We start from the raw sequence: 22707 nt of genomic DNA, 5'->3' as shown, positions 1-22707 counted from the left end.
AACAACCTTCCTTATTCAGACAAGGGCATAGCCCCTTGGCAGGATAATTTCCTATATTGAGGGGGAGTCACAAGAGGTCCGTCATGCGTCACTTCCCGATCTTCCTCGCGCTGCGCGACACGCGCGTCGTCCTCTCCGGCGGCGGCGATGCCGCACTTGCCAAGCTGCGCCTGCTGATGAAGACCGAGGCCGAACTGCATGTCTTCTCTCCCCTCCCCGCGCCCGAAATCGAAGGCTGGGCCGCCGAAAGCCGCCTGACCCTGCACCGCCGGGCGCTGCGCGACGGCGACCTTCCCGGGGCCGCGCTCGCCTATGCCGCCGACGAAGACCCCGAACGCGATGCGCGCACCGCGACACTTGCCCGCGCCACTGGCGTCCTTGTTAACATCGTTGACAACCTTGACGATAGTGCCTTCATCACGCCAGCGATCGTCGACCGCGATCCGGTGACCGTCGCCATCGGCACCGAGGGCACCGCCCCCGTGCTCGCCCGCGCCATCAAGGCCCACCTCGAGGAGCACCTTCCCGCCGCCACCGGCCCGCTCGCCCGCATCGCCAGCGGCTTCCGCAAGGTGGCCGAGAAACTGCCCCATGGCCGCGCCCGCCGCGACTTCTGGCGCGACTGGTTCTTCGCCGCCGGTCCCCGCGCCTATGCGCAGGGCGACACCGCAACCGAAGAGGCGCTGAACCACCTCCTCGACACGCATCTCCACCGCCCGACCCGCGCGGGCTTTGTGTCCTTCGTCGGCTCCGGCCCCGGCGATCCGGACCTCCTGACGCTGAAGGCCCGCCGCCTGCTCGACGAGGCCGACGTGGTGCTCTACGACCGGCTCGCGCCCCAGCCGATCCTCGAACTCGCCCGCCGCGAAGCCACAATGATCGAGGTCGGCAAGACCGGCTTCGGCCCCTCCACCCCGCAGGAGACGATCAACGCGCTCTTGGTGGAACACGCCGCGACCGGCGCCCAGATCGTTCGGTTGAAGGGCGGCGATCCCACCCTCTTCGCGCGCCTCGACGAGGAAATCGACACGCTGGCCGCCCATGACATCGGTTACGAGATCGTACCGGGCATCACCGCCGCCTCCGCCGCCGTCTCCGCCATCGGTCAAAGCCTGACGAAACGCGGCCGCAACGCCTCGGTCCGGCTGATGACCGCACATGACACCGAGGGCTTCGCAGATCACGACTGGCGCACGCTTGCCGCGCCGGACCAGGTCGCCGCGATCTACATGGGCAAGCGCGCCGCGCGCTTCCTGCAAGGCCGCCTGCTGATGCACGGCGCGGCCCCCGACACACCGGTCACCTTGGTCGCCAACGCCTCGCGCGGGGATCAGGCGGTCCTGACCTCGGCACTGGCCACCCTCTCCGCCGATCTGGACGACTGTCCGGACGGCCCCGCGCTGATCCTCTACGGGCTCGCCCCGCGCGACGCCCTGCCCACCCTTCAGTCTTCCGGCCTGACAGCCGTCCCATCCCGCCAGCAGGAGGTCTCCTGATGCCCCGCGAATTCACACCCAAGGTCGTCACCGCCAACGCGCTGCTCTCGGGCGAGGTCGTCTACCTGACCGCGAACGACGACTGGTCGCCCCGCCTGTCGGAAGCCGAGATCCTGACCGACGAGGCGCATGCCCAGCTCCGTCTGATCGAGGCCTCCGCCCGCCAGTCCGAGATCGTCGGCGCCTACCTCGCCGACATGGCTCAGTGCGACGACGGCCCCCGCCCCACCCACTTCCGGGAAGAGTTCCGCCGCACCGGCCCCTCGAACTACGCGCACGGCAAGCAGGCCGACCTCTGACGCCGACTTCTGACGCCGACTTCTGACAAGGGCCCGGTTTCCCTGCGAAATCCGCAGCCCGAAAGGACGACACGATGTACAGCTATTCCGACTTCGACCACGCCTTCGTCACCGAGCGCAACCGCCAGTTCCGCCAGCAGGTTGAGCGCCGCATCGACGGCTCCCTGACCGAGGACGAGTTCAAGCCGCTCCGCCTGATGAACGGCCTCTACCTGCAATTGCACGCCTACATGCTGCGGGTGGCGATCCCCTATGGCACGCTCTCCAGCCGCCAGATGCACCGCCTGGCCGACCTGGCCGAACAGTACGACAAGGGCTACGGTCACTTCACCACGCGGCAGAACATCCAGTACAACTGGCCGGAACTGCGCGACATTCCCGACATGCTCGACGCGCTGGCCGAGGTGCAGATGCACGCCATCCAGACCTCCGGCAACACCATCCGCAACGTGACGGCGGACCACTTCGCCGGTGCCGCCGCCGACGAGGTCATGGACCCGCGCCCGGTGGCCGAGCTGATCCGCCAGTGGTCCACCGATCACCCGGAATTCCAGGCCATGCCGCGCAAGTTCAAGATCGCCGTGACCGGCAGCGCGAACGACCGGGCCGTCATCAAGGCGCACGATATCGGGCTCAGGCTGCACGAAAAGGACGGTGTCGCGGGCGCCGAGGTCGTGGTCGGCGGCGGCATGGGCCGCACCCCGATGATCGGCAAGACCATCGCGGACCACGTGCCTATGGCCGACCTTTTGCCCTATCTGGAGGCCGTGGTCTCGGTCTGGAACCTGCTGGGCCGCCGCGACAACAAGTACAAGGCGCGCATCAAGATCACCGTGCATGAACACGGCATCGAAGACATTCGCGCCCGCGTCGAAGAGGTCTACGCCCTGATCCGCCCGACCTTCACCGGGGTCGACCAGACCCTGTATGACACGATCAAGGCCCAGTTCGCCGCGCCATCGTTCACGAAACGCCCGGTTTCGGCTTTCGACGACCACTACGCCAAGGACCCGGTCTTCCGCGCCTGGGCCGACACGAACCTGCATCCGCATCGCGCCGAGGGCTACGCCATCGCACAGATCAGCCTGAAGGCGCATGGCGAAACCCCGGGCGACGCCACGGCGGAACAGATGCGCGTCATGGCCGACATCGCGCGTGACTTCGGCCATGACGAACTGCGCATCTCGCACGAACAGAACGTCGTCCTGCCCCACGTCCACAAGGCCGATCTGCCCGCGATCCACGCACGGCTCAAGGCGCACGGGCTCGCCACGGCGAACATCGGTCTTGTCTCCGACATCATCGCCTGCCCCGGCATGGACTACTGCGCGCTGGCCACGGCCCGCTCGATCCCGATTGCACAGCAGATCGCCACTCGCTTCGACGAACTGAAGCTCGAACACGAGATCGGTGAGCTGAAGATCAAGATTTCCGGCTGCATCAACGCCTGCGGCCACCACCACGTCGGCCACATCGGCATCCTCGGGCTGGACCGCGCCGGGGTGGAGAACTACCAGATCACCCTCGGCGGCGACCACACGGAGACGCTGGCGCTCGGCGAACGCACCGGCCCCGGCTTCTCCGCCGAAGAGATCGTGCCGGCCATCGAACGCCTCGTCGGTGCCTACCTCGACCACCGCGCGGACAGGGACGAAACCTTCCTCGCCACCTACCGCCGCCTCGGCATGGCGCCTTTCAAGACCGCCCTTTACGGCGAACAGACAGCGAAACGGTCGAAGGCCGCATGAGACACATGCTTCTCCTTGGTGAAAATACCTCCGCCGGAGGCGCGGACGCCGCCACGCGCGACGATCTCGCCGAAAAGCGCGCCCGCGTGGCCACGCTGAACGCGCGCTATCGCCACCATTCGGCGACGGCGGTGCTCGAAGGGGCGCTGAAGGATCCCGAAGCCGGGAAGATCGCCATGGTCTCCTCCTTCGGGGCCGAAAGCGTGGCGCTGCTGCACCTCGTGGCGATGGTCAACCGCAAGACGCCGGTGCTGTTCATCGACACCCGACTGCTTTTCGCGGAAACGCTGGCCTACCAGCAGGAAGTGGCCGAACGGCTGCATCTGCAGAACGTGCGCGTTCTGCGGACCGACGAGGCCGAGGTCGCAAGGCAGGACCCCTATACCGCGCTCAACCTCTCCGACCCGGACCGCTGCTGCGCCCTGCGCAAGACGCTGCCGCTGGAACAGGCGCTCGACGGCTTCGACGGCTGGATCACCGGGCGCAAGCGCTACCAGTCCTCGACCCGCGCCGCGCTCGACTTCTTCGAAGTGGAAGAGGCCACCGGCCGCATCAAGGTCAACCCGCTCGCCCACTGGAGCAGCGCGGATGTGCGCGCCTACATGGACGAAAACCGCCTGCCTCGGCATCCACTGGTGGCGCAGGGTTACCCGTCCATCGGCTGCGCGCCATGCACCTCCAAGGTCGCCCCCGGAGAGGACCCCCGCGCGGGCCGCTGGCGCGGTCAGACCAAGGACGAATGCGGCATCCACTTCGGCGCCGACGGCAAGGCCGTCAGGGCCGGATAACGAAACACCCCCGTAGGGTGGGCTTTCAGGCCACCCTGCGCGCAGACACAAGCGCCGCGGCCCCCGCGCCCGCGCAGACCGACAAAGGAACCCGACCGATGACCATCATCGTGCGCGACGACGGCTTCCACGCCGACGACCGGACCGACTTCCTCGACCTCGCCTCCGACACAGATCCGGCGACGCTCGACCCCGCGACCACGCAGCCCATCCGCATCGCCTTCCCCTCCAGCGCCGACGGCCGGGGATTCTCGCTGGCGCGGCTGCTGCGCCTCAGGGGCTACACCGGCAGGCTTCGGGCGCAGGGCCACGTGCTGGCCGACCAATATGCAATGGCCCGCCGCTGCGGCTTCGACGAGGTGGAGATCGACGACACTCTCGCCGCACGCCAGCCGGAAGATCAGTGGCTGTTCCGCGCCGACTGGAAGGCGCAGAACTACCAGTCGCTGCTGCGGGGCGCCTGAACGGGCCCCGAACACGCCCTCTAAAGCGCCTTCCCGACGGCTGCCTGCGCCGCAAGACCGCAGTCGGGCGCCGCAGCCTTTCACCTGACCCAGATCAAAGCTAGATATGAGAAGCCGGTTTACCCAGACCGGCAATGGACACCATGACCGAGATGACACCCGTGACCGATGCAACCGCCGCAGCCACCGCCCCCGCCAAGAAGGCCGTTCCCGACGCGCAGACCGTGACGGAGGTCCGGCACTGGACCGACCGGCTGTTCTCATTCCGCTGCACGCGCCCGGCCTCGCTGCGCTTCCGTTCCGGCGAGTTCGTGATGATCGGCCTGATGCAGACCGATCCGAAATCCGGCAAGGAAAAGCCGCTGCTGCGCGCCTACTCCATCGCCTCGCCGTCCTGGGACGAAGAGCTTGAGTTCTACTCGATCAAGGTTCAGGACGGCCCGCTGACGTCACGGCTTCAGCACATCCAGCCCGGCGACGAGATCGTCCTGCGGCCCAAGCCCGTGGGCACGCTGGTGCATGACGCGCTGCTGCCCGGCAAGCGGATCTGGTTCTTCGCCACCGGCACCGGCTTTGCGCCCTTCGCCTCGCTCCTGCGCGAACCGCAGACCTACGAGGATTACGACGAGGTCATCATCACCCACACCTGCCGCGAGGCCGCCGAACTGCACTACGGCGCCGAGCTGATCGAGGGTCTGAAGACCGACGAACTGCTCAACGAAGTCATCGGCGAAGGCTTCTGGAAGAAGATCAAGTATTACCCGACCACGACCCGCGAAGAGTCGCCCAAGATGGGCCGCATCACCGACCTGATGCGCTCGGGCGAGGCGTTCCGCGACCTGGGCGTCGATCCGATCAACCCCGACACCGACCGGGCGATGATCTGCGGCAACCTCGCCTTCAACCTGGAACTGAAGGCCATGCTCGAAGAATACGGGCTGGAGGAAGGCGCCAACTCCGACCCCAAGCAGTACGTTGTAGAAAAGGCCTTCCTGGACTGACGTCCCGGACCTGCGCGCGCCTCACGGCACACAGGCTTTCCCGATACCACCCCAAAACGCCGCGCAGCCCCCTGCGCGGCGTTTCGCGTAACGTTACCCTGCGCCAAACCGGCAGCACACCCGGACCCGCAAACGAAAGGCGCCGCGCGGGATCTCCGCACGGCGCCGAACCTGTCGCTTGCCGAAGGGGCCGGATCAGAGACCCAGAAGCTCCTTGACCTTGTCCAGCATGCCTTTCAGCGTCTCCGGATCGGCGTCCTTCGCCTCTTCCAGGACCTTGGCGGAGGCCTGTTTTGCCAGCGCCGTGGCGTCCGAGTTCTCGATGTAGGCCACGACCTTGTCGTAGTCGAACCCCTCGACGGTCAGCAGTTCCTCGATGGTCACGTCGCCTTCCGCATCGGGACCGGAGGCCGCATCGGCGGTTTCCTCGGCCACGGACCCGGCAGAGCCCTCGGCGGCAGCGGCTGCGTCCGCCACGGCCTCGACCGCGGCATCCGCCGCTTCGGTCGCGGCCCGCGCTGCATCGGCTGCGGCATTTGCTGCGGCGTCGGTGGCATCTGTCACCAAGGCCATCGCGTCGCTGGCGGTCTGCCCGGCATCCTCGGCGACCGACTCGCCGGCCTCTTCGGCGGCGATCATCGCGTCTTCGGTCGCGGCCTCGGCGGTCGCCATGGCGTTGTCCGCTGCCGTTGTGGCCGCATCCGCCGCTTCGTTCGCCGCATTTGCCGCTGCTTCGGCCGTGTCGGCGGTTGTCTGCGCCACCTCGTCGGGGGTCGCTTCCGCCGCAGCCGCCGCGTTCTCGGTCGCCGCTGCCGCGACATCCGTGGCTTCTTCCGCCGCCGCACCGGCGGCATCCGCCGTCTGGCGCGCCTCGTCGGTCAGTTCCACGGTGTCGGCGGCGGCGGTCTGCGCGTCCTGTGCCGAGGACTCTGCGATCTCCGCGGCCGTTTCGGCCTCGTTCGCGGCGGCCTGCGCGGTCTCGACCGCCGCATCGGTTGCCTCGCCTGCCGCCTCCGCGGCGTCGCCTGTGACCTCGGCGGCTGCATCCGCTGCCGCGTCCGCCGCTTGCTGCGCCGTCTCGGCGGCACCTTCCGCCGCCTCTGCGGCCTGCGCCGCGACATCCGTACCGGCCTCTTCGGCCATGTCCTGCGCCGCATCGGAGGCATCCGCCGCGGCATTTGCCGCCGCGTCTGCCGAGGAGGCGGCGGTCTTGGCGGCATCCGCCGCGGCTTCGGCGGCGTCGATGGCCGCGTTTGCCGACTCTTCGGCACCTTCGGTCACGGCATCCGCCGCCGACTCGGCGGCTTGCTGGGCCGCCTCGACCGCGGTTTCCGCAGCGCCTTCGGCAGCCTGTGCCGCCTCGTCCGCCGCGTTGGCCGCCGCCGCCGCTGCTCCCGCTGCCGCAAGCGCCGCCGCGCCGACGACCGCCTTGGACGCCTCGCCTGCCTCTTCGGCTGCGTTCTGGGCCGCGATCACCGCGTCGCCCGCTGCTGCCTCTGCCGCCGCCAGCGCATCTTCCGCCACGGTGCCCATGGCCTCCATCGCGGCGGCCACGTCCTCGTCCGCCGCATTGGCAGCCTTTTCCGCTTCTGTCACAACCTCTTCGGTCGCGTCTTCGACAGTCTGCGCCGCGTCGTCCGCAGCCTCTTCCACCGCATCGCCGGCGGCTGCCGCGGTCTCGGAGGCCGTGTCCGCCGCCGCCTCAGTGCTTTGCGAAACAGCCTCTGCCGTCGCTTGCACGTCGTCTTCCGGTCGTCCGGTCGCCCAGATATAAGCCACGACCGCAGCAACTGCGGCCACAACCGCAATGACCTGTTTTCCCATGGCGATGCCCCCTCTTCATCCAACTCGCATTCCGGGCGCCACAGGGCGCCCGTTCCAGAAGTGCCGCCGCGATGCAGCATCCGCAAGCGAAAACGGCGTGGAAACCGCACTTAGGCCTTTATTTGCCGCTTGAAAGGCCGCCCTCCCAGGTTTACCTTGCCGGCCTGACGAGCAAATCCAAAAGGAGCCTTCCCATAGCCCGCAGACCGCACAATGCGCCGCCCACCCGCGACACCGGACCCCGTGTGAACGACCGAATTCGCGCCCCTGAAATCCGACTGATCGGAGCAGAGGGTGAGAATGTCGGCGTCGTGACACCCGCCCGTGCGATGGAGATGGCAGAGCGCGCCGGCCTCGACCTTGTCGAGATTTCGCCGAACGCCACCCCGCCCGTTTGCAAGATCATGGACTTCGGCAAGTTCAAGTACGAACAGCAAAAGCGGGAATCCGAGGCGCGCAAGAAGCAGAAGATCATCGAGGTCAAGGAAGTCAAGTTCCGGCCCGGCACCGACATTCACGACTACCAGGTCAAGATGCGGAACGTGATGAAGTTCCTCGAAAACGGCGACAAGGTGAAGGTCACCCTGCGGTTCCGTGGCCGCGAGATGGCGCACCAGAACCTTGGCCGGGAACTGCTGGAACGCGTGGCCGACGACGTCAAGGAGATCGGCAAGGTCGAGAACATGCCGAAGATGGAAGGCCGCCAGATGGTCATGATGATCGGGCCCGCTCCGGCCAAATAAGCGACCCTGTCGCGACGCTCACGGCCCGCCCTTTCGGCGGGCCTTTTGCGTTCGGGCCCACGGTGCGGCGCCCCGCGCTTCGGGGGGGCATGCCATTCCCCGAACGCCACGCCAGTCGGGAAGCGCAACCCCTGCGGGTATGTTTTTTGGAACATTCCTGAGAAAACCATCGTTCCCCTAGGAAATGCAGCCGCGCAAGGGGGACAAGCCGTGCATGCTCTGGCAGAAAAACTGCGCCTGAAGACCGACCCGACGATCTTCTTCATTTCCGCTTCATTCACCCTGATCTTCGTGCTGGCGCTGGTGGCCTTCCCCGATCCGATCGGAGAGGCCTTCGCAAACGGCCGCGCGTGGATCGTCACCAATCTCGGGTGGTTCTTCATCCTCGGCGTGAACGTCTGGCTCGGATTCCTCATCTGGGTCGCCGCCTCCCGTCATGGCCACATCCGCCTCGGGCGCAAGGGGTCGCGCCCCGAGTATTCCAACCTGAGCTGGTTCACGATGCTTTTTGCTGGGGGCATCGGCACGGTGCTGATGTTCTGGGGCGTGGCCGAGCCGATCTCGCATTTCTCCACCCCACCCCTGCCGGGCGTCGAACCCTACAGCCAGGAAGCCGCGCAGGATGCCATCTCGGTCGCGATCTATCACCTCGGCCTGCACACATGGGCGATCTTCACCCTGCCCGGCCTGGCGTTCGCCTATTTCATCAACCGCTACGAGCTGCCGGTGCGCGTCAGTTCAGTGTTCTATCCCCTTCTGCGCGAAGGCATCCACGGACCCGTAGGCAAGGCCATCGACATCACCGCGATCCTCGGCACGCTGTTCGGGGTGGCGGTCTCGCTCGGGCTGGGGTCCAGCCAGATCGCCGCCGGTCTGAACGCGCTCTACGGCACAGGCGACGGCGCGACCGTGCAGGTGCTGATCCTCGCCGTGCTGACCGCCGTGGCGGTGACCTCCATCGTGGTGGGTCTCGACAAGGGGGTAAAGCTCCTGTCCAACCTCAACATCGGCATGGCCGTGGCGCTGATGTTCTTCGTACTGGTCTTCGGCTCCACGCTGTTCCTGCTGCGCGGCATCGTCGAGACCTTCGGCCTCTACTTCGAGAACCTGCCGCGCCTCGCCTTCTGGAACGACATGCTGGCCAATACCAACCCCGACAGCGGGGACTGGGGCTGGCAGGGCAGCTGGACGGTGTTCTACTGGGCATGGACCGTGACGTGGTCGCCGTTCATCGGCCTCTTCGTGGCGCGCATCTCCCGCGGGCGCACGATCCGCGAATTCGTCTTCGGCGTGCTCATGGCGCCGTCGCTCTTCACCCTGATCTGGTTCGCGATCTTCGGCTGGCAGGCGATGGAGTTCGACGGCATCGGCGCGGCGGCGCGCGCGGCCCTGGGCGACCAGGCGGGGCAGATCTCCGAAGCGGTGGCCGACAGCGTGCCGCTGGCGATGTTCGCCTTCCTCGAACACTTCCCGCTGACCGCCTTTATCCAGGGCTTCGCGGTGGTGATCGTGGCGATCTTCTTCGCCACCTCGTCGGACTCCGCCTCGCTGGTGGTCGACATGCTTTGCACCGGCTCGCCCACCCCCGGTCCGGTGCACCAGCGCGTGTTCTGGGGCGTGGCCGAAGGTCTCGTGGCCGCCATGCTCATCATCCTCGCGGGTGAGGCCGGGCTTTCGGCGCTGCAACAGGTGATCACCGTGGTCGGGCTTCCGATCTTCGTGCTGGTCAGCATGATGATCCCCTCGCTGGTGCGTGGCCTCGCACAGGAGGACATCGACCACATCACCATCGGCACCCGCCCCGCGCTGGAGGACTTCCACCGCGACAAGGCCGAAACCCCGGCGGAATAGGGGAAAGCTCCGGGCGGCGTATCGCAGGCGCCGCCCGGACACACGTCGGGGCTATCCCGCAAAGCCCGGCCCGCAGGCCCGGATCACCCTCTCCGGTCCATGGCCATGAACGCCCCCTTACGCCTCGCGCAGGCGGCCCCTCACCGGGATCTCCTTCAGCAGTCCACCCACGCCCATGCGGGCCACGTCGCCGGGGCGCAGTTCGACTCCGCACAGCAGCCGCTCCAGCACCCAGTCGGCCCCGTTCAGCGCGGGCGAGCGGGCGCAACCGGGCAGGCCGATCACCGGCCTCTCGCCAAGACGTCCGTAGAACAGCAGGTTGCCCGGATCGACCGGCATCCCGAAGTGCGTGACCTCGCCCCCGGCGGCGCGCAGCGCCTCGGGCGCCACGTCGCGCGCATCGGAGGTGGCAGAGCCGGTCAGGATCAGCACCGCCGACGCATCCGTGGCGCGGATCGCCTCTGCCAATGCGTCGATGCGGTGTGGCACAACCTGCTTTTCACCCAGGCTGACCCCCAGCCGCTCCAGCCGATCGGCCGTCACCGCCTGCCCCTTGTCGCCGCTCTCGTCCTCCGTCACGGCGGTCTGGATCAGCTTGGCCGTGTCGTGCACCACCCGCCGCAGGCGCAGCGCGCCTTGACCCGCGTGGCAGGCAGCCTCCAGCGCCGCCGAGGGCACCGCGTAAGAGATGATCTTGACCGTCGCCACCATGCTGCGCGGCCCGACCCGCTGCCATTCCGGCACCGTCGCCACGGTGATCATCGGATCGACCGCGTTCAGCGCGTGGATTCGGTCGGCCAGCACCTCGACAACGCCCGGCGCCTCCGCGTGGATGTTCACACGCCCCGTGGCGGCCCGGCCAAGCCGCAGTCCCGCGCGCTCCGGATCGGGCACAAGCGCCTGCGCCAGCCGCTCTGCCGCCGCGTCCTCCGACATGTCGTCGGGGTCAAGCCGCGCCGCCAGCACCTCGGAAAACCCCTCCGCCTTCAGCGCCGCGATGTCCCGTGCGCCCAGCACCGTGCCCTTCTTCAGCCGCCGTCCCCCGGCGGGCTGGGAGTTGGCAAGCACCGCCCCCTCCGCCTCGTCCAGCGACGTCGGCCCGAACCTCATGCGCCCTTCCTCAGGACCCGAGTCATCTCGGCGATGATCGAGACGGCGATTTCCGCCGGACCCGCCGCGCCGATGTCCAACCCGATGGGGCCGTGGATGCGTCCGATCTGCTCTTCGGTGAAGCCCTGCGCCTCCAGCCGGGTGATCCGCTTGCCGTGGGTGCGCGTCGACCCCAGCGCGCCGATGTAGAAACATCCCGACGCCAGCGCCTTCTCCAGCGCCGGATCGTCCAGCTTCGGATCGTGGGTCAGCAGCACCAGCGCCGTGCGCCCATCGAGGCCAAGCGTCTCCACCGCGTCGTCCGGCCAGTCGTTCAGGATGCGTTCGCCGGGAAAGCGCGCCTCCGACCCGAAGGTTTCGCGCGGGTCGACGATGATCGGGTCATAGCCCGCGATCCGCGCCATCGGCACCAGCGCCTGCGCGATGTGGACCGCGCCCACCACGATCAGCCGCAGGGGCGGGTTGTGGATCGCCACGAAGGTGCGGCCGTCCTCCTCGAAGCCCGAGCGGTCCATGCGGAACCGCGTCTCGTAGCCGGCGCGCACCACCGTGCGCCGCCCGCTGTCCAGATCGACCACGTAGGCCACCGGTTCACGGGCCGCGCGCGCCGCGCACAGCTCGGTCAGCAGGCCCTCGGGCATGACCTTGCCCACCGGTTCGACCAGCACGCGGATCGTGCCGCCGCAGGCCAGACCCACCGCAAAGGCGTCGCCGTCCGACACGCCGAACTCCAGCTCGCGCGCGTCGCCGTCCTCCAGCGCGTCCAGCGCCTCCACGATGACCGCGCCCTCGACACAGCCGCCCGAGACCGATCCCTCGATCAGCCCCTCCCCCGAGATCGCCAGTTGCGACCCCACGCGCCGCGGAGCAGAGCCCCATGTCTCCACCACCGTGGCAAGGACCGCGCCCTTGCCCGCACGGTGCCACGCCAGCGCCTGTTCCGGAATTCCGTCGGTGCGTTCCATTCAGACCCCCTTTTTCCCTGTCGGGACCTTAATCCCCTCGTCGCGGGACGGCCACAGGACAAACGTCGGTCCGGCGGGCGGGAATTTCCAGTCGTCCGGCGCCGGAATTTTCGCGAACCGCTCGAAGGCTCAGGTCAGCTCGGTCACGTCGTAGCCGTAAAGCCAGTCGAACTGGTGCAGCATCCGCCCGGGCGCCAGCCGACCGGCCACCCCCAGCCCCAGATGGGCCACGCCGCGCACCAGCGGGTTGCTCAGGTGGTATTTCCACGCATTGCCATTGGCCGCCGCGATCACACGGGCCACCCGGTCACGCCGCCACTGCTGGTAAAGGTCGAGCCTCGGACCGCCCTCGCGCATTGCCGCCACCGCCAGCGCCCAGGCATCCTCCAGCGCCATGTTCGCGCCCTGCGCCAGAAACGGCAGTGTCGGATGCGCCGCGTCGCCCAAGAGCGCCACCCCCTCCGCGTGCCAGCGCCGCGCCACAGGATGCCGGAACAACCCCCAGAGGCCCGGCGTCTCCACCGTATCAAGCAGTGCGGGAACGATCCCGCCAAAGCCCGCGAAGGCGCGCCGCAGGTTCGCCGGGTCGTCGGTGTGGCTCCAACCCTCGTCGACCCAGCCTCCGCGCTCTTCGACCGCCACGATGTTCACCGCCGATCCGCCGCGCAGCGGATAGCTGACCATGTGCCGCCCCGGCCCCATGTGGACCCGCGCCTCGGCGGGATGATCGACGACGTTCGGCACCACCGCGCGCCACGCCACCTGCCCGGTAAAGAACGGCTCCGCCGCGCCGTTCAGCGCCGGCCGCGCGACGGAGTGCAGGCCGTCCGCCGCCACAACCAGCGGCGCCGTCACCTCGTCTCCGGTGCACATCACCACCCGCGCCATCGGGCCGGGCACAACGTTGTAAACCTTCTGCAGAAGCCGGATGGCCACGCCCCGGTCGCGCACGGCGCGGGCCAGCAGCTCGATCAGGTCGGCGCGGTGCACGAAGCGGTAGGACTGCGCATCGTCCAGCCGCATGAGATCCAGCCGGGTGACCTCGCGCCCGTCGCGGCCGTCGCGCAGGCTGACCGCCTGCCCCCGGACGCTGATGTCGCGGAACGCCTCTCCCAGCCCCAGCGCCTCCAGCACGCGCAGCCCGTTGGGGCTGATTTGAATGCCGGCGCCGACCTCGCGGATCGCTTCCGCCTGTTCCAGCACGGTCACCTCGGCGCCCCGCGCCGCAAGGCAGAGCGCCGCCGCAAGACCGCCGATGCCGCCGCCGACCACAACCACCGACCGCCTGCCCGAAGCCCCCACCGTGCCTGTCCTTTCGTCCGTTCAAAGAAAAGCGCCGGGGACGGGCCCCGGCGCAATCACTCAGGTCACGGTCATCGCCGCGATCCACATGCCCCGTCTGGCGGAAGTCCGACCGCACGGAGGCGAACGCTCCCCGTCCCCCGCCGATCATCGCCAGTCCGGGTTCCGCCGGTGATCGGTCACTTCCGATCCAACGGGGTCAGTCGTTCCGTAACCCGCAGGGATCAGTTGTCGCCGGTCCCGCAGGGATCAATCGTCGCGATGCACCTTCTCGCGACGCTCATGCCGTTCCTGCGCTTCGAGGCTCATCGTCGCGATCGGACGTGCGTCCAGCCGCTTGAGCGAGATCGGCTCGCCGGTCACTTCGCAGTAGCCGTACTCGCCCTCGTCGATCCGCCGCAGCGCCGCGTCGATCTTGTTGACCAGCTTGCGCTGACGATCCCGGGTCCGCAGTTCGATCGCACGGTCGGTTTCCTCGCTCGCGCGGTCGGTGACATCGGGAATGTTGCGCGTCCCTTCCTGCAGCGCCTCGATGGTGTCGCGGCTGTCGGCAAGAAGATCGGCTTTCCAGTTCAGAAGCTTGCGGCGGAAGTACTCCGTCTGCCGCTCGTTCATGAAAGGTTCGTCTTCGGCGGGACGATAGTCCTCGGGTAGAAAGGTTTCAGGTTTCATTTCCGCTCCCTCATCAACGCCAATACCCGTCATTTTGAAATTCCTAAGATATCTGGCACCCCTGCGGGCAGCACTTAAACAAAACGGTTCGCCTTGTCACTACACAATAGCGGGGTGGCGAACGGCTTTTGTTGGCCCGTTTGCAACGAAAAGTGACCATGCCCGGTGCATGTGCAGGCGGTCTCGAAGGGGGCCGCGTGACGTAACGTTATCCACAGATTCCACCTTGACGCGTCATGGGCCGCCCAGTGCGCGCGAGGCGCGAAAAGGCCCCCTTGCAAACGTCGCATGGCCCCGCCCCGACACCTGATGACAGCCCCGCGCGACGGCCCGGAACCCGCGCCCCTTTCCGTTGCGCGACACGTCATCCCGGGGCGGCACGGCACACCGCCGACCGCTGACGCTGCGTCTGCGGCAAGGCCCCGCAGAGCGCCCCTGCCCGCCGGCCGACACGCCCGCGCGAAAGGATCGGGCAGGGATCGCGCAGTTGCACGCCTTGTCCGCCCGCCGCACCCCGAACGGCCCGTCCATCGCTTGCACAGGCTCCGTCCCGCCTGTACCCCTGCACCGACCGATCCGGAGGACACCCATGCGCTTTGACGGCACCGACGCCTACGTCGCCACAGACGACCTCACCATGGCCGTGAACGCTGCCATCACCCTCGAACGTCCGCTGCTGGTGAAGGGCGAGCCGGGCACCGGCAAGACCGAACTGGCCCGCCAGGTGGCCGGGGCGCTGAACCTCCCGATGATCGAGTGGAACATCAAGTCCACCACCCGCGCCCAGCAGGGGCTTTACGAATACGACGCCGTGAGCCGCCTGCGCGACAGCCAGCTTGGCGACGAGCGGGTGCACGACGTGGCGAACTACATCAAGAAGGGCAAGCTCTGGCAGGCCTTCTCCGCCAAGGAAAAGACCGTCCTGCTGATCGACGAGATCGACAAGGCGGATATCGAGTTCCCGAACGACCTGCTGCAGGAACTCGACCGGATGGAGTTCCACGTCTACGAGACCGGAGAGACGGTCCGCGCCGAAACCCGGCCCATCGTCATCATCACTTCGAACAACGAAAAGGAACTGCCCGACGCCTTCCTGCGCCGGTGTTTCTTCCACTACATCCGCTTCCCCGATCCCGAGACCCTGCGCGCCATCGTCCGCGTGCACTTCCCCGACATCAAGGACCAGCTCCTGACCGTGGCGCTGACCCAGTTCTTCGAACTGCGCGACCAGCCCGGCCTGAAAAAGAAGCCCTCCACCTCCGAGGTGCTGGACTGGCTGAAGCTGCTGCTGGCCGAGGACCTCTCGCCCGAGGACCTCAAGCGCGACAGCGCCTCCGCCCTGCCGAAGCTGCACGGTGCCCTGCTGAAGAACGAACAGGACGTGCACCTTTTCGAACGCCTCGCCTTCATGGCGCGACGCGACAGGTAGTCCGACGGTCCGGCACGCCCCTCAGTCCAGGTCCTTGCGCATCGTCGCCATGCCGCCCCGGCGGGACAGTTCCTCGAACCCGGCCGCCTCGTAGACCCGCAGCGCCGCCGGGTTGTCCAGCTCGCATTTCAGCGTGATCGTCAGCGCGCCCAGATCGCGGGCCGCGTCCTCGATCCAGCGGGCCATCAGATGACCGGTGCCGCCACGCATCTCCTCGGCCACGAAGACATAGGTCAGGTGGCGCACCTCCGGGCCGACACCGACCCGGAGCGCGAAGAACCCCACTTCACGCCCTGCCCCGTCCACGAGGTAAAAGCTTTCGTCGTCGAGGTCCTGCAACCACTTCTGGTGCCATTCCTCGGGGTCGAAGGGGTGCCGGGCGCTGGGATTGACCAGCGCGAGATCGTCGGGATCGGCAAGCAGTCCGGCAAGCGGGGCAAGATCGCGCCCGGTGTTGCGGCGCAGGTTGAGGTCGGTCATGGCGTCTCCTTCCGGGGGCGTCTTCCTGTCGGGCGCCCACAGGCGCGGTTCGGGATCCGGGCGGCGCAGACCGCACCCGAATGACTGGCGGGCGCCTCCAAACATGCCATGGCCCGCGGTTCAACCGCCTCGTCGGGAAAAATCATGGCGCTTCGGCGCGGACTGTCCCCGAAACGCTGACAATCGGTCAAAATACTTGGTGAATGCGACGGGCGGCGCTTATCCTTCGCCGGGGGTATTTCGATCATGTCGGCATTTGTCTTCATACTTCTGGGGCTTTTCACTCTCGGCGGCCTGATGTCCGGGGGTGGCGACGACGGCGGGTCCAACGACACGACGGACGACACGACCGACGACTCCCCGCCCGCTCCCACCCCGCCCGCCGTTCCGGGCGGAGACCTCATCACCGGCACCCCGGGGCCGGAGGAACTCACCGACCGGGCGCTCGGCGACACGCTGCAGGGGCTCGGCGGGGACGACACGCTCTATGCCGGAACCGGAAACGACAGCCTCGACGGCGGCGAAGGCGACGACGACCTCATCGCGCTCGGGGGCGACAACACGCTTTCGGGCGGCGACGGCGACGACACCCTTGTCGGCGGCCCGGGCGACGACCTCCTGCAGGGCGACGCCGGCCAGGACGCGCTTTTTGCGCAGGGTGGGCAGGACACCGCGCAGGGTGGCACGGGCGACGACGTGATTTTCGCCGCGACCGGCGGACCGATGACGCTGGACGGAGAGGACGGCGACGACACCCTCGCCTCCCCCGGCGGCGACAGGCTGTTCGGCGGCGACGGCAAAGACGACCTGCTCTCCACCTCCGGCGGCAGCCTGCTGGAGGGCGGCGACGGCGCCGACAAGCTGGCCGCCCGCCCCGGCGAGACCACGCTTCGCGGCGGCGCGGGCAACGATGACATCACCCTCAGCGGGCTCTACGTCGAAAGCGACGCCCCCTGGGCCGGCGACATCGAGGACGGCGAGGACAGCATCGGCGACGCCAGCGCGGGCAACGAGATCGACGGCGGCCCCGGCAACGACCGCATCTTCTACGACCTTCCCGCCACCATCGACGCGGGCGCGGGCAACGACGTCATCGTCGGCGACACCACGGGCACCCTGAACGGAGGCTATGGCCACGACGCGATCCGCGGCGGCAACGGCCAGGGCGACACCATCGACGGCGGCGCAGGCGACGACTCGATCTTCGGCGAAGGCGGCGACGATCTTTTGCGCGGCGGCGATGGCAACGACTGGATCGACGGCGGCAACCCCTTCTCCGGCGGGGACGACGACACCATCTTCGGCGGCGATGGCGACGACACCATCTGGTCGCTGCGCGGCACCGACATCATCGACGGCGGCGCTGGCGACGACGTGCTGCGCGTGAACGAGGACGCCATAGCGACCGGCGGCGCGGGCGGCGACATCTTCGTCGTGCAGGGCGGCCACGCCGCCACGATCACCGACTTCAACCCCGCCGAGGACCGGCTGCGGATCGTCCTGCCCGCAGGCTTCGACGCGACCGACACGCTCAGCGTCGACGCCGCCAACGCGCCCGACGCGCAGGTCTCCATCGACAACGGCACCACGACCGAAGTGCTCGTGACGCTGACCGGTGTGCTGGGCCTCGTCTCGCCCTCCGATATCGAACTCATCGTGCCCGGCGACCTCTCTGGCGACGACGATCTTGCCGGCAGCGACCGGGACGACACGCTGCTGGGTCTGCAGGGCACCGACACCCTGCGCGGCGGCGACGGCGACGACGTGCTCTTCGGCGGCGAAACGGGGGCCGGCGAACGCCTGTTCGGAGAAGACGGCGACGACACGCTGTTCGTGGAAACCTCCGGCACCCTTGCAGACGGCGGCGCAGGCAACGACGTGCTGATCGCCACAAACGTCTGGGACGACCGGCTGGATACGGAGATCTCCGCCGGGGCCACGCCCTCCGCGATCGCCGTCGGCCCGACGCTGATGGGGGGCGACGGCGACGATATCCTGACCTCCGAACTGACGCGCCTGCCGCTGGACCAGAACGGCTACGAGCCGCAGGTGCCCGGCGCGGTGCTCGACGGCGGCGAGGGCAACGACACGCTCAGCTCGGCCGACGGTACGATGACCGGCGGCGCCGGGGCGGACGTGTTCAACGCCTATGTCGATGGGCTGACCGGCCACGTCGACTGGCGGCACAACCCCTTCGACGGGACGCGGACGACGGTCCCGACCGACGATACCTTCCCGACCATCACCGATTTCGACCCGGCCGAGGACAGCCTCGTGGCGCTTCTGCCCTCCGGCGACGACACCGACCTCTCCGCCGCCAGTCTCAGGATCGAAAACGACGGCGGCGACGCGCAGGTCTTCCTCACCGTCGCCGGGACAGAGACTGCGCTGGCCCGCGTCACCGGCGCCGGGACCACGCTGACCGCCGCCGACATCGCCATCCTGCGCGAAGCGTGACCCGGGCGGAGCACGCCCACACCCGGCATCACACGCCCCCAACCTTCAGCAAGCGATCTCGCGCGCCAGAAGCCGCCGGCGTCGGCCAGATGTGATCTGACGCGTCAGGATATCCTCCGACCGGAACCGCAGCGCGCCGTCTTCGCGCGTTATATCGTAGCGCTTGTGCCCGCCCAAAAGCCGGTGGGCCTGTTGCGCGGCCACCACCACGGTGATCTCGACCGAATGGCAGGTTGTCAGGCGAATATCCTCTCCCATGCGTGCCGCGGCCCGGTCGACGATGTTGTGAAAGCTGCCAATGTCCATGGCCTCGCCCCCCGCCAGCGGCCCTTGGTTGGTGCGTGCGCGAAAGTCGCCGCCGAGCGGGCCGTCCTCTTCCAGAATATCGGTGACAAGCGCCTCGCGCGCGTCGCCGTCACAGTCCAGATCGACCTTGACGCCAAGGATATACACCGTGTCCGCCCCCATGTTGGTGACGATGCAGCGGGCGTCCTCGTTCTGGCCTGCCGCCATGTCGATGTGAATCACCGCCCGGTTGGAGCGCCTGAAACTGACCAGGAAAAGTTGCAAGTAGGCCAGCCAGACCACCAGCATGGCAGCGTTCAGCGCCACCGAGAGCGCCGCCGCGTTTTCGAGTATCCAGGTCCACATGCCGCCTTTCTCCCTTGCCGTGCGCCTGTCTTCCCAACACAGGCCCGGGGCCGACGTTCCATCGGCAGAGTCCGGGGCTCTTGCGGCCCTCCGCCGTCCATGCTCTGTCAGCCGCCATGCTGCACGTCCTGACACATGACATCCTGCCGGTCTTTGCGATGCTGGCGCTGGGGTTCCTCCTCGGGCGGATTTCCTTCGTGTCGAAGGCCGAGGCGACGACGGCCAACCGCATCGCCTTCATGGTCATGCAGCCGCCCCTGATCCTGCCGCTGATCGCCGGGCTGGACTGGTCCGCCTTCCGGGCCGACGTGCTGGCGGTCTACGCGCTCTGCCAGGTGGCTCTGTTCACCGCCGCCTACCTCGTGATGCGCCGGATCTTCCGGCGCGAGCCGCTGGAAAGCTGGCTGCTGGCGATGGCGACGATCTTCGTGAACACGCTGCTTTATATCTGGCCGATCTCCTTCCTGATCTACGGCGAGGCCGCCGCCCTACCCGTCACCGCCATCGTCGCCTGGGACAGCGCCGTCTCGTTCTCCTTCTTCATCGTCACCACCGACCTGATCGCGGGCCGTGCGCCCGGCGCGCCGCCCGCATGGAAGCGGCTGGCGACGAACCCGGTGCTGATGGCGATCCTGCTGGGCCTCTTGCTGAACCTCGCCGCGATCCCCCTGCCCGAGCCCGCGCTGACCGCCATGCACTTTGCCGGTCAGGCCGCCGCGCCGCTGACGCTGTTTGCCCTGGGCGTGATCCTCTCCGGTCAGTCGCTGCGCGTGTCGCCGGTCATCGCCACCGCCTCGGGGCTGAAACTGCTCGCGTTTCCGGCGCTGATCTGGGCCGCGCTGTCGCTGCTGCAGCCGCCAGAGACCTGGCACGACCTCTTCACGCTGACCGCCGCCGGGCCGTCCGGCGCCATGGCCTTTGCGCTGGCACTCCTCCATGGCGTGCGCACCGACGCCATCGCCCCGGTCATCGTCTGGACCTCGACCCTGTCGCTGATCTCGCTGGCCTGGCTGGCCTGAGCGCGCGCGCCGCGACAGGAGCGCCCACCGGGAACCACCCGGAACGAACTGCGGCAAGCATCCGGCAACGCCTCAATACCGCCATTGTCCGACCCTCCGTTTACCACCTCTTAACACAGGTTGACGGCCTCCCTGTTGCGCAACTGCACAGAGCAAACCTTTGTAATTAAATGGCTTACAGGCGGCATTCCCGTCATTGGGAAAATTTTGTCCACAGCTTGCCAAACGTCTGGGCACAAATCCCGGTTTTGCCCTATAGTGTCCAAACAGAGGACAGAAAAACCTCGGAAAGTTGAACAATCCGAGCAACCAAAAAGCAGGCAGGCTTACATAGTGTCCCACGAAACGGCTCTGACCGTGCGCCCACTGCGCGCGGAGGATGAACCGGCTTGGCGTGATCTCTGGACGGCGTACCTCGCCTTCTACGAGAGCAGCGTACCCGAGCCGGTCTACGTCTCCACCTTTGCGCGCCTTCTTGGCGACGACCCGCGCGACTTCAACGCGCTGGTCGCCGAGCACGACGGCCGCCTTGTTGGCCTGACGCACTATCTGTTCCACCGCCACGGCTGGAAGATCGAAGACGTCTGCTACCTTCAGGACCTCTATGCCGTGCCGGAGATGCGCGGCAAGGGCGTCGGCCGTGCGCTGATCGAGGCGGTCTATGCCGCTGCCGACACCTGCGGAGCACCCTCCGTATACTGGCTGACTCAGGAGTTCAACGATACCGCGCGCGTCCTCTACGACCGGATCGGCGTCGTCACCCCGTTCATCAAGTACCAGAGGTCGTGATGCGCAAAGCCCGCCGTTACCTGCTCCCGCTGTATCTCCTGCTGGGCGCCTGCATGCCGATCGCGTCGAACGACACCGCGTCGCGTGCTGCCTCCGCCGTCGAATCCAGCGCCTCCCTGCCGCCGATGAAAAGCTTCTCGGTCCCGCGGCCCGCGGCACCCGTGGCGTCGAACACCGACCTCGCCCGCGATTTCCTCGACCTGTCCTTCGCGCTGGAATCCGGCCGTCCGCTGACCACCTTCACCCGGTTCGAGGGGCCGATCACCGTGCGCGTCACCGGACAGGCGCCCGTCTCGCTCGGGCCCGATCTCGGCCGCCTCCTGCACCGCCTGCGCGCAGAGGCCGGGATCGACGTCTCGCAGGTCGGCGCCGCCAACGCCAACATCACCATCCAGGCCGTGACGCGCGACGACATCCGCAAGGCCCTGCCCTCCGCCGCCTGCTTCGTGGTGCCCAACGTCTCGTCGCTGGCGGAATACCGTGGCGCGCGCAACACCCGCCAGACAAGCTGGTCGCAACTCAAGAAACGCGAACGCCTGGCCATCTTCATCCCCGCCGACAGCGCGCCGCAGGAAATCCGCGACTGCCTGCACGAAGAACTGGCCCAGGCGCTTGGCCCGCTCAACGATCTCTACCGCCTGCCCGACAGCGTGTTCAACGACGACAACGTGCACACCGTCCTGACCGGCTACGACATGACGATCCTGCGCGCCTACTACGACCCCGCGCTGCGCACCGGCATGAGCCGCAACGACGTCGCCGACCGCCTGCCCGCCATCTTCGCCCGGATCAACCCGCGCGGTCAGGGCGCCGCCCCGCAGCGCCTGTCCAAGACACCGCGCGTCTGGATCGAGGCGGTGCAGACCGCGCTCGGCCCCGGCGCCAACCCCGCGCAGCGCCGCAATGCCGCCTCCGAGGCGCTGAAGATCGCCACCGCCATGGGCTGGACCGATCACCGCCGCGCCTTCTCGCACTACGCCATGGGCCGCCTGCTGCAATCCATCGACCCGGCCCGGGCGCAGGACCACTTCGTGCTCGCGCAGCGCTATTTCGGCAATCGGCCCGACACTGCCCTGCACCGTGCCTACGTCGCCTCGCAGCTTGCGGCCTACGCGATCAGCTCCGGGCGCGCCGACGATGCGCTGTACCTGCTGACGCCGCATCTCGACACCGCCGCCCGTCATGAAAACGCCGCCCTGCTCGCGACGCTCATGATGCTGCGGGCCGAGGCGCTGGACCTCGCCGGGCGCCCGACGGAGGCACGGTCCGTGCGGCTGGACTCCCTCGGTTGGGCACGATACGGGTTCGGCGCTGATTGGGCCGTCCGTGCGAAACTGCGCGAGGTCGGCTCCCTGAACCCGGCACGACGGAGACCCGGCGCACTATGATCGTACTCATCGCGGCACTGGCCGGCGCAATCATCGGCGGGCTCAATGCGGCCCGCCTCAAGGGCAACAAGCTTGACGTCCTGCAATACGCGACGATCTATGCCATCGCCTTCGCGCTGCTCGGCCTGATCCTGACCATCGTGATCGAGAAGATCGCCGCCTGAGCCGTTAACCCTTTACGACGCAACGTCATGCACCCGCGCCGCGCAAAGGTTACCAACCGGCCGGTTC

Annotated in this window: 21 protein-coding genes; 14 read left to right on the top strand and 7 right to left on the bottom strand. The window is 67.9% G+C overall.

The annotated features are described in order from the left end of the window. Window positions 1-83 precede the first annotated feature (83 nt). The 6 genes from cysG (at window position 84) to ABFK29_RS10270 (ending at window position 5796) form a co-directional block, all read left to right on the top strand. Window positions 84-1496 carry a siroheme synthase CysG gene (gene cysG / locus ABFK29_RS10295; RefSeq protein ID WP_005857642.1) on the top strand — a complete coding sequence of 471 codons (1413 nt, stop codon included), beginning with the start codon at window positions 84-86 and terminating at the stop codon, window positions 1494-1496. Further along, on the top strand, window positions 1496-1795 hold the full coding sequence (locus tag ABFK29_RS10290) for a DUF2849 domain-containing protein (RefSeq protein WP_005857639.1): 300 nt from the start codon (window positions 1496-1498) through the stop codon (window positions 1793-1795). The genes cysG and ABFK29_RS10290 overlap by 1 nt, the downstream gene beginning before the upstream one ends. A gap of 74 nt (window positions 1796-1869) precedes the next feature. After that, a complete protein-coding gene (locus ABFK29_RS10285) occupies window positions 1870-3543 on the top strand; it encodes a nitrite/sulfite reductase (protein ID WP_005857637.1) in 1674 nt (557 codons plus the stop codon). Between the two features lie 5 nt (window positions 3544-3548). Then, window positions 3549-4331 (top strand): phosphoadenylyl-sulfate reductase, encoded by a 783-nt coding sequence (locus ABFK29_RS10280; protein WP_005857635.1) that lies wholly within the window; start codon window positions 3549-3551, stop codon window positions 4329-4331. A 98-nt stretch (window positions 4332-4429) separates the two neighbouring features. After that, on the top strand, window positions 4430-4795 hold the full coding sequence (locus tag ABFK29_RS10275; protein ID WP_040604368.1) for a DUF934 domain-containing protein: 366 nt from the start codon (window positions 4430-4432) through the stop codon (window positions 4793-4795). Window positions 4796-4938: 143 nt separating this feature from the next. After that, a complete protein-coding gene (locus tag ABFK29_RS10270) occupies window positions 4939-5796 on the top strand; it encodes a ferredoxin--NADP reductase (protein WP_040604424.1) in 858 nt (285 codons plus the stop codon). Between the two features lie 195 nt (window positions 5797-5991). On the opposite strand, the gene ABFK29_RS10265 is transcribed toward ABFK29_RS10270, so the two are convergent. Next, entirely contained in the window at window positions 5992-7620 is a 1629-nt protein-coding gene (locus ABFK29_RS10265) for a hypothetical protein (RefSeq protein WP_005857629.1), read from the bottom strand. 245 nt (window positions 7621-7865) lie between these two features. Here ABFK29_RS10265 and infC point away from each other — a divergent pair, with 245 nt between their 5' ends. Beyond that, window positions 7866-8363, top strand: coding sequence for a translation initiation factor IF-3 (gene infC, locus ABFK29_RS10260; protein WP_232281537.1), 498 nt, complete (start codon window positions 7866-7868; stop codon window positions 8361-8363). Window positions 8364-8573: 210 nt separating this feature from the next. Next, complete coding sequence (locus ABFK29_RS10255; RefSeq protein WP_005857625.1) at window positions 8574-10214, top strand: BCCT family transporter; 1641 nt, start codon at window positions 8574-8576, stop codon at window positions 10212-10214. Window positions 10215-10331: 117 nt separating this feature from the next. Here ABFK29_RS10255 and ABFK29_RS10250 read toward each other — a convergent pair whose 3' ends face one another. The 4 genes from ABFK29_RS10250 to dksA all read right to left on the bottom strand — a co-directional run bounded on the left by ABFK29_RS10250 (window position 10332) and on the right by dksA (window position 14263). Further along, window positions 10332-11324 (bottom strand): molybdopterin-binding protein, encoded by a 993-nt coding sequence (locus ABFK29_RS10250; protein ID WP_005857623.1) that lies wholly within the window; start codon window positions 11322-11324, stop codon window positions 10332-10334. Beyond that, window positions 11321-12289 (bottom strand): XdhC family protein, encoded by a 969-nt coding sequence (locus ABFK29_RS10245; protein WP_005857621.1) that lies wholly within the window; start codon window positions 12287-12289, stop codon window positions 11321-11323. The genes ABFK29_RS10250 and ABFK29_RS10245 overlap by 4 nt, the downstream gene beginning before the upstream one ends. 129 nt (window positions 12290-12418) lie before the next feature. Continuing rightward, window positions 12419-13591: an FAD-dependent monooxygenase gene (locus ABFK29_RS10240; RefSeq protein WP_040604367.1), complete on the bottom strand. Its 1173-nt coding sequence runs from the start codon at window positions 13589-13591 to the stop codon at window positions 12419-12421. A gap of 249 nt (window positions 13592-13840) precedes the next feature. Next, window positions 13841-14263 (bottom strand): RNA polymerase-binding protein DksA, encoded by a 423-nt coding sequence (dksA, locus tag ABFK29_RS10235; protein ID WP_005857616.1) that lies wholly within the window; start codon window positions 14261-14263, stop codon window positions 13841-13843. Between the two features lie 589 nt (window positions 14264-14852). Between dksA and ABFK29_RS10230 the strand changes: the two genes are divergently transcribed. Next, on the top strand, window positions 14853-15692 hold the full coding sequence (locus ABFK29_RS10230; RefSeq protein WP_005857614.1) for an AAA family ATPase: 840 nt from the start codon (window positions 14853-14855) through the stop codon (window positions 15690-15692). A 21-nt stretch (window positions 15693-15713) separates the two neighbouring features. Here ABFK29_RS10230 and ABFK29_RS10225 read toward each other — a convergent pair whose 3' ends face one another. Further along, entirely contained in the window at window positions 15714-16172 is a 459-nt protein-coding gene (locus tag ABFK29_RS10225) for a GNAT family N-acetyltransferase (RefSeq protein ID WP_040604365.1), read from the bottom strand. Window positions 16173-16418: 246 nt separating this feature from the next. Here ABFK29_RS10225 and ABFK29_RS10220 point away from each other — a divergent pair, with 246 nt between their 5' ends. Next, window positions 16419-18629, top strand: a complete 2211-nt coding sequence (locus tag ABFK29_RS10220; RefSeq protein WP_005857610.1) for a calcium-binding protein — start codon at window positions 16419-16421, stop codon at window positions 18627-18629. Window positions 18630-18674: 45 nt separating this feature from the next. Here ABFK29_RS10220 and ABFK29_RS10215 read toward each other — a convergent pair whose 3' ends face one another. Beyond that, a complete protein-coding gene (locus ABFK29_RS10215; RefSeq protein ID WP_005857608.1) occupies window positions 18675-19280 on the bottom strand; it encodes a hypothetical protein in 606 nt (201 codons plus the stop codon). 116 nt (window positions 19281-19396) lie between these two features. Here ABFK29_RS10215 and ABFK29_RS10210 point away from each other — a divergent pair, with 116 nt between their 5' ends. The 4 genes from ABFK29_RS10210 to ABFK29_RS10195 all read left to right on the top strand — a co-directional run bounded on the left by ABFK29_RS10210 (window position 19397) and on the right by ABFK29_RS10195 (window position 22640). Beyond that, on the top strand, window positions 19397-20299 hold the full coding sequence (locus tag ABFK29_RS10210; RefSeq protein ID WP_005857606.1) for an AEC family transporter: 903 nt from the start codon (window positions 19397-19399) through the stop codon (window positions 20297-20299). A 333-nt stretch (window positions 20300-20632) separates the two neighbouring features. Then, entirely contained in the window at window positions 20633-21088 is a 456-nt protein-coding gene (locus ABFK29_RS10205; RefSeq protein WP_005857605.1) for a GNAT family N-acetyltransferase, read from the top strand. Next, window positions 21088-22476, top strand: coding sequence for a DUF2927 domain-containing protein (locus ABFK29_RS10200; protein WP_005857602.1), 1389 nt, complete (start codon window positions 21088-21090; stop codon window positions 22474-22476). Before ABFK29_RS10205 ends, ABFK29_RS10200 begins: the two co-directional genes overlap by 1 nt. Then, window positions 22473-22640 (top strand): hypothetical protein, encoded by a 168-nt coding sequence (locus ABFK29_RS10195; protein WP_005857600.1) that lies wholly within the window; start codon window positions 22473-22475, stop codon window positions 22638-22640. The genes ABFK29_RS10200 and ABFK29_RS10195 overlap by 4 nt, the downstream gene beginning before the upstream one ends. Window positions 22641-22707: the final 67 nt, after the last annotated feature.

It is taken from the genome of Sagittula stellata E-37 (genome assembly GCF_039724765.1).
Lineage (GTDB): Bacteria > Pseudomonadota > Alphaproteobacteria > Rhodobacterales > Rhodobacteraceae > Sagittula > Sagittula stellata.
This window is presented reverse-complemented; position numbering and strand designations above follow the sequence as displayed.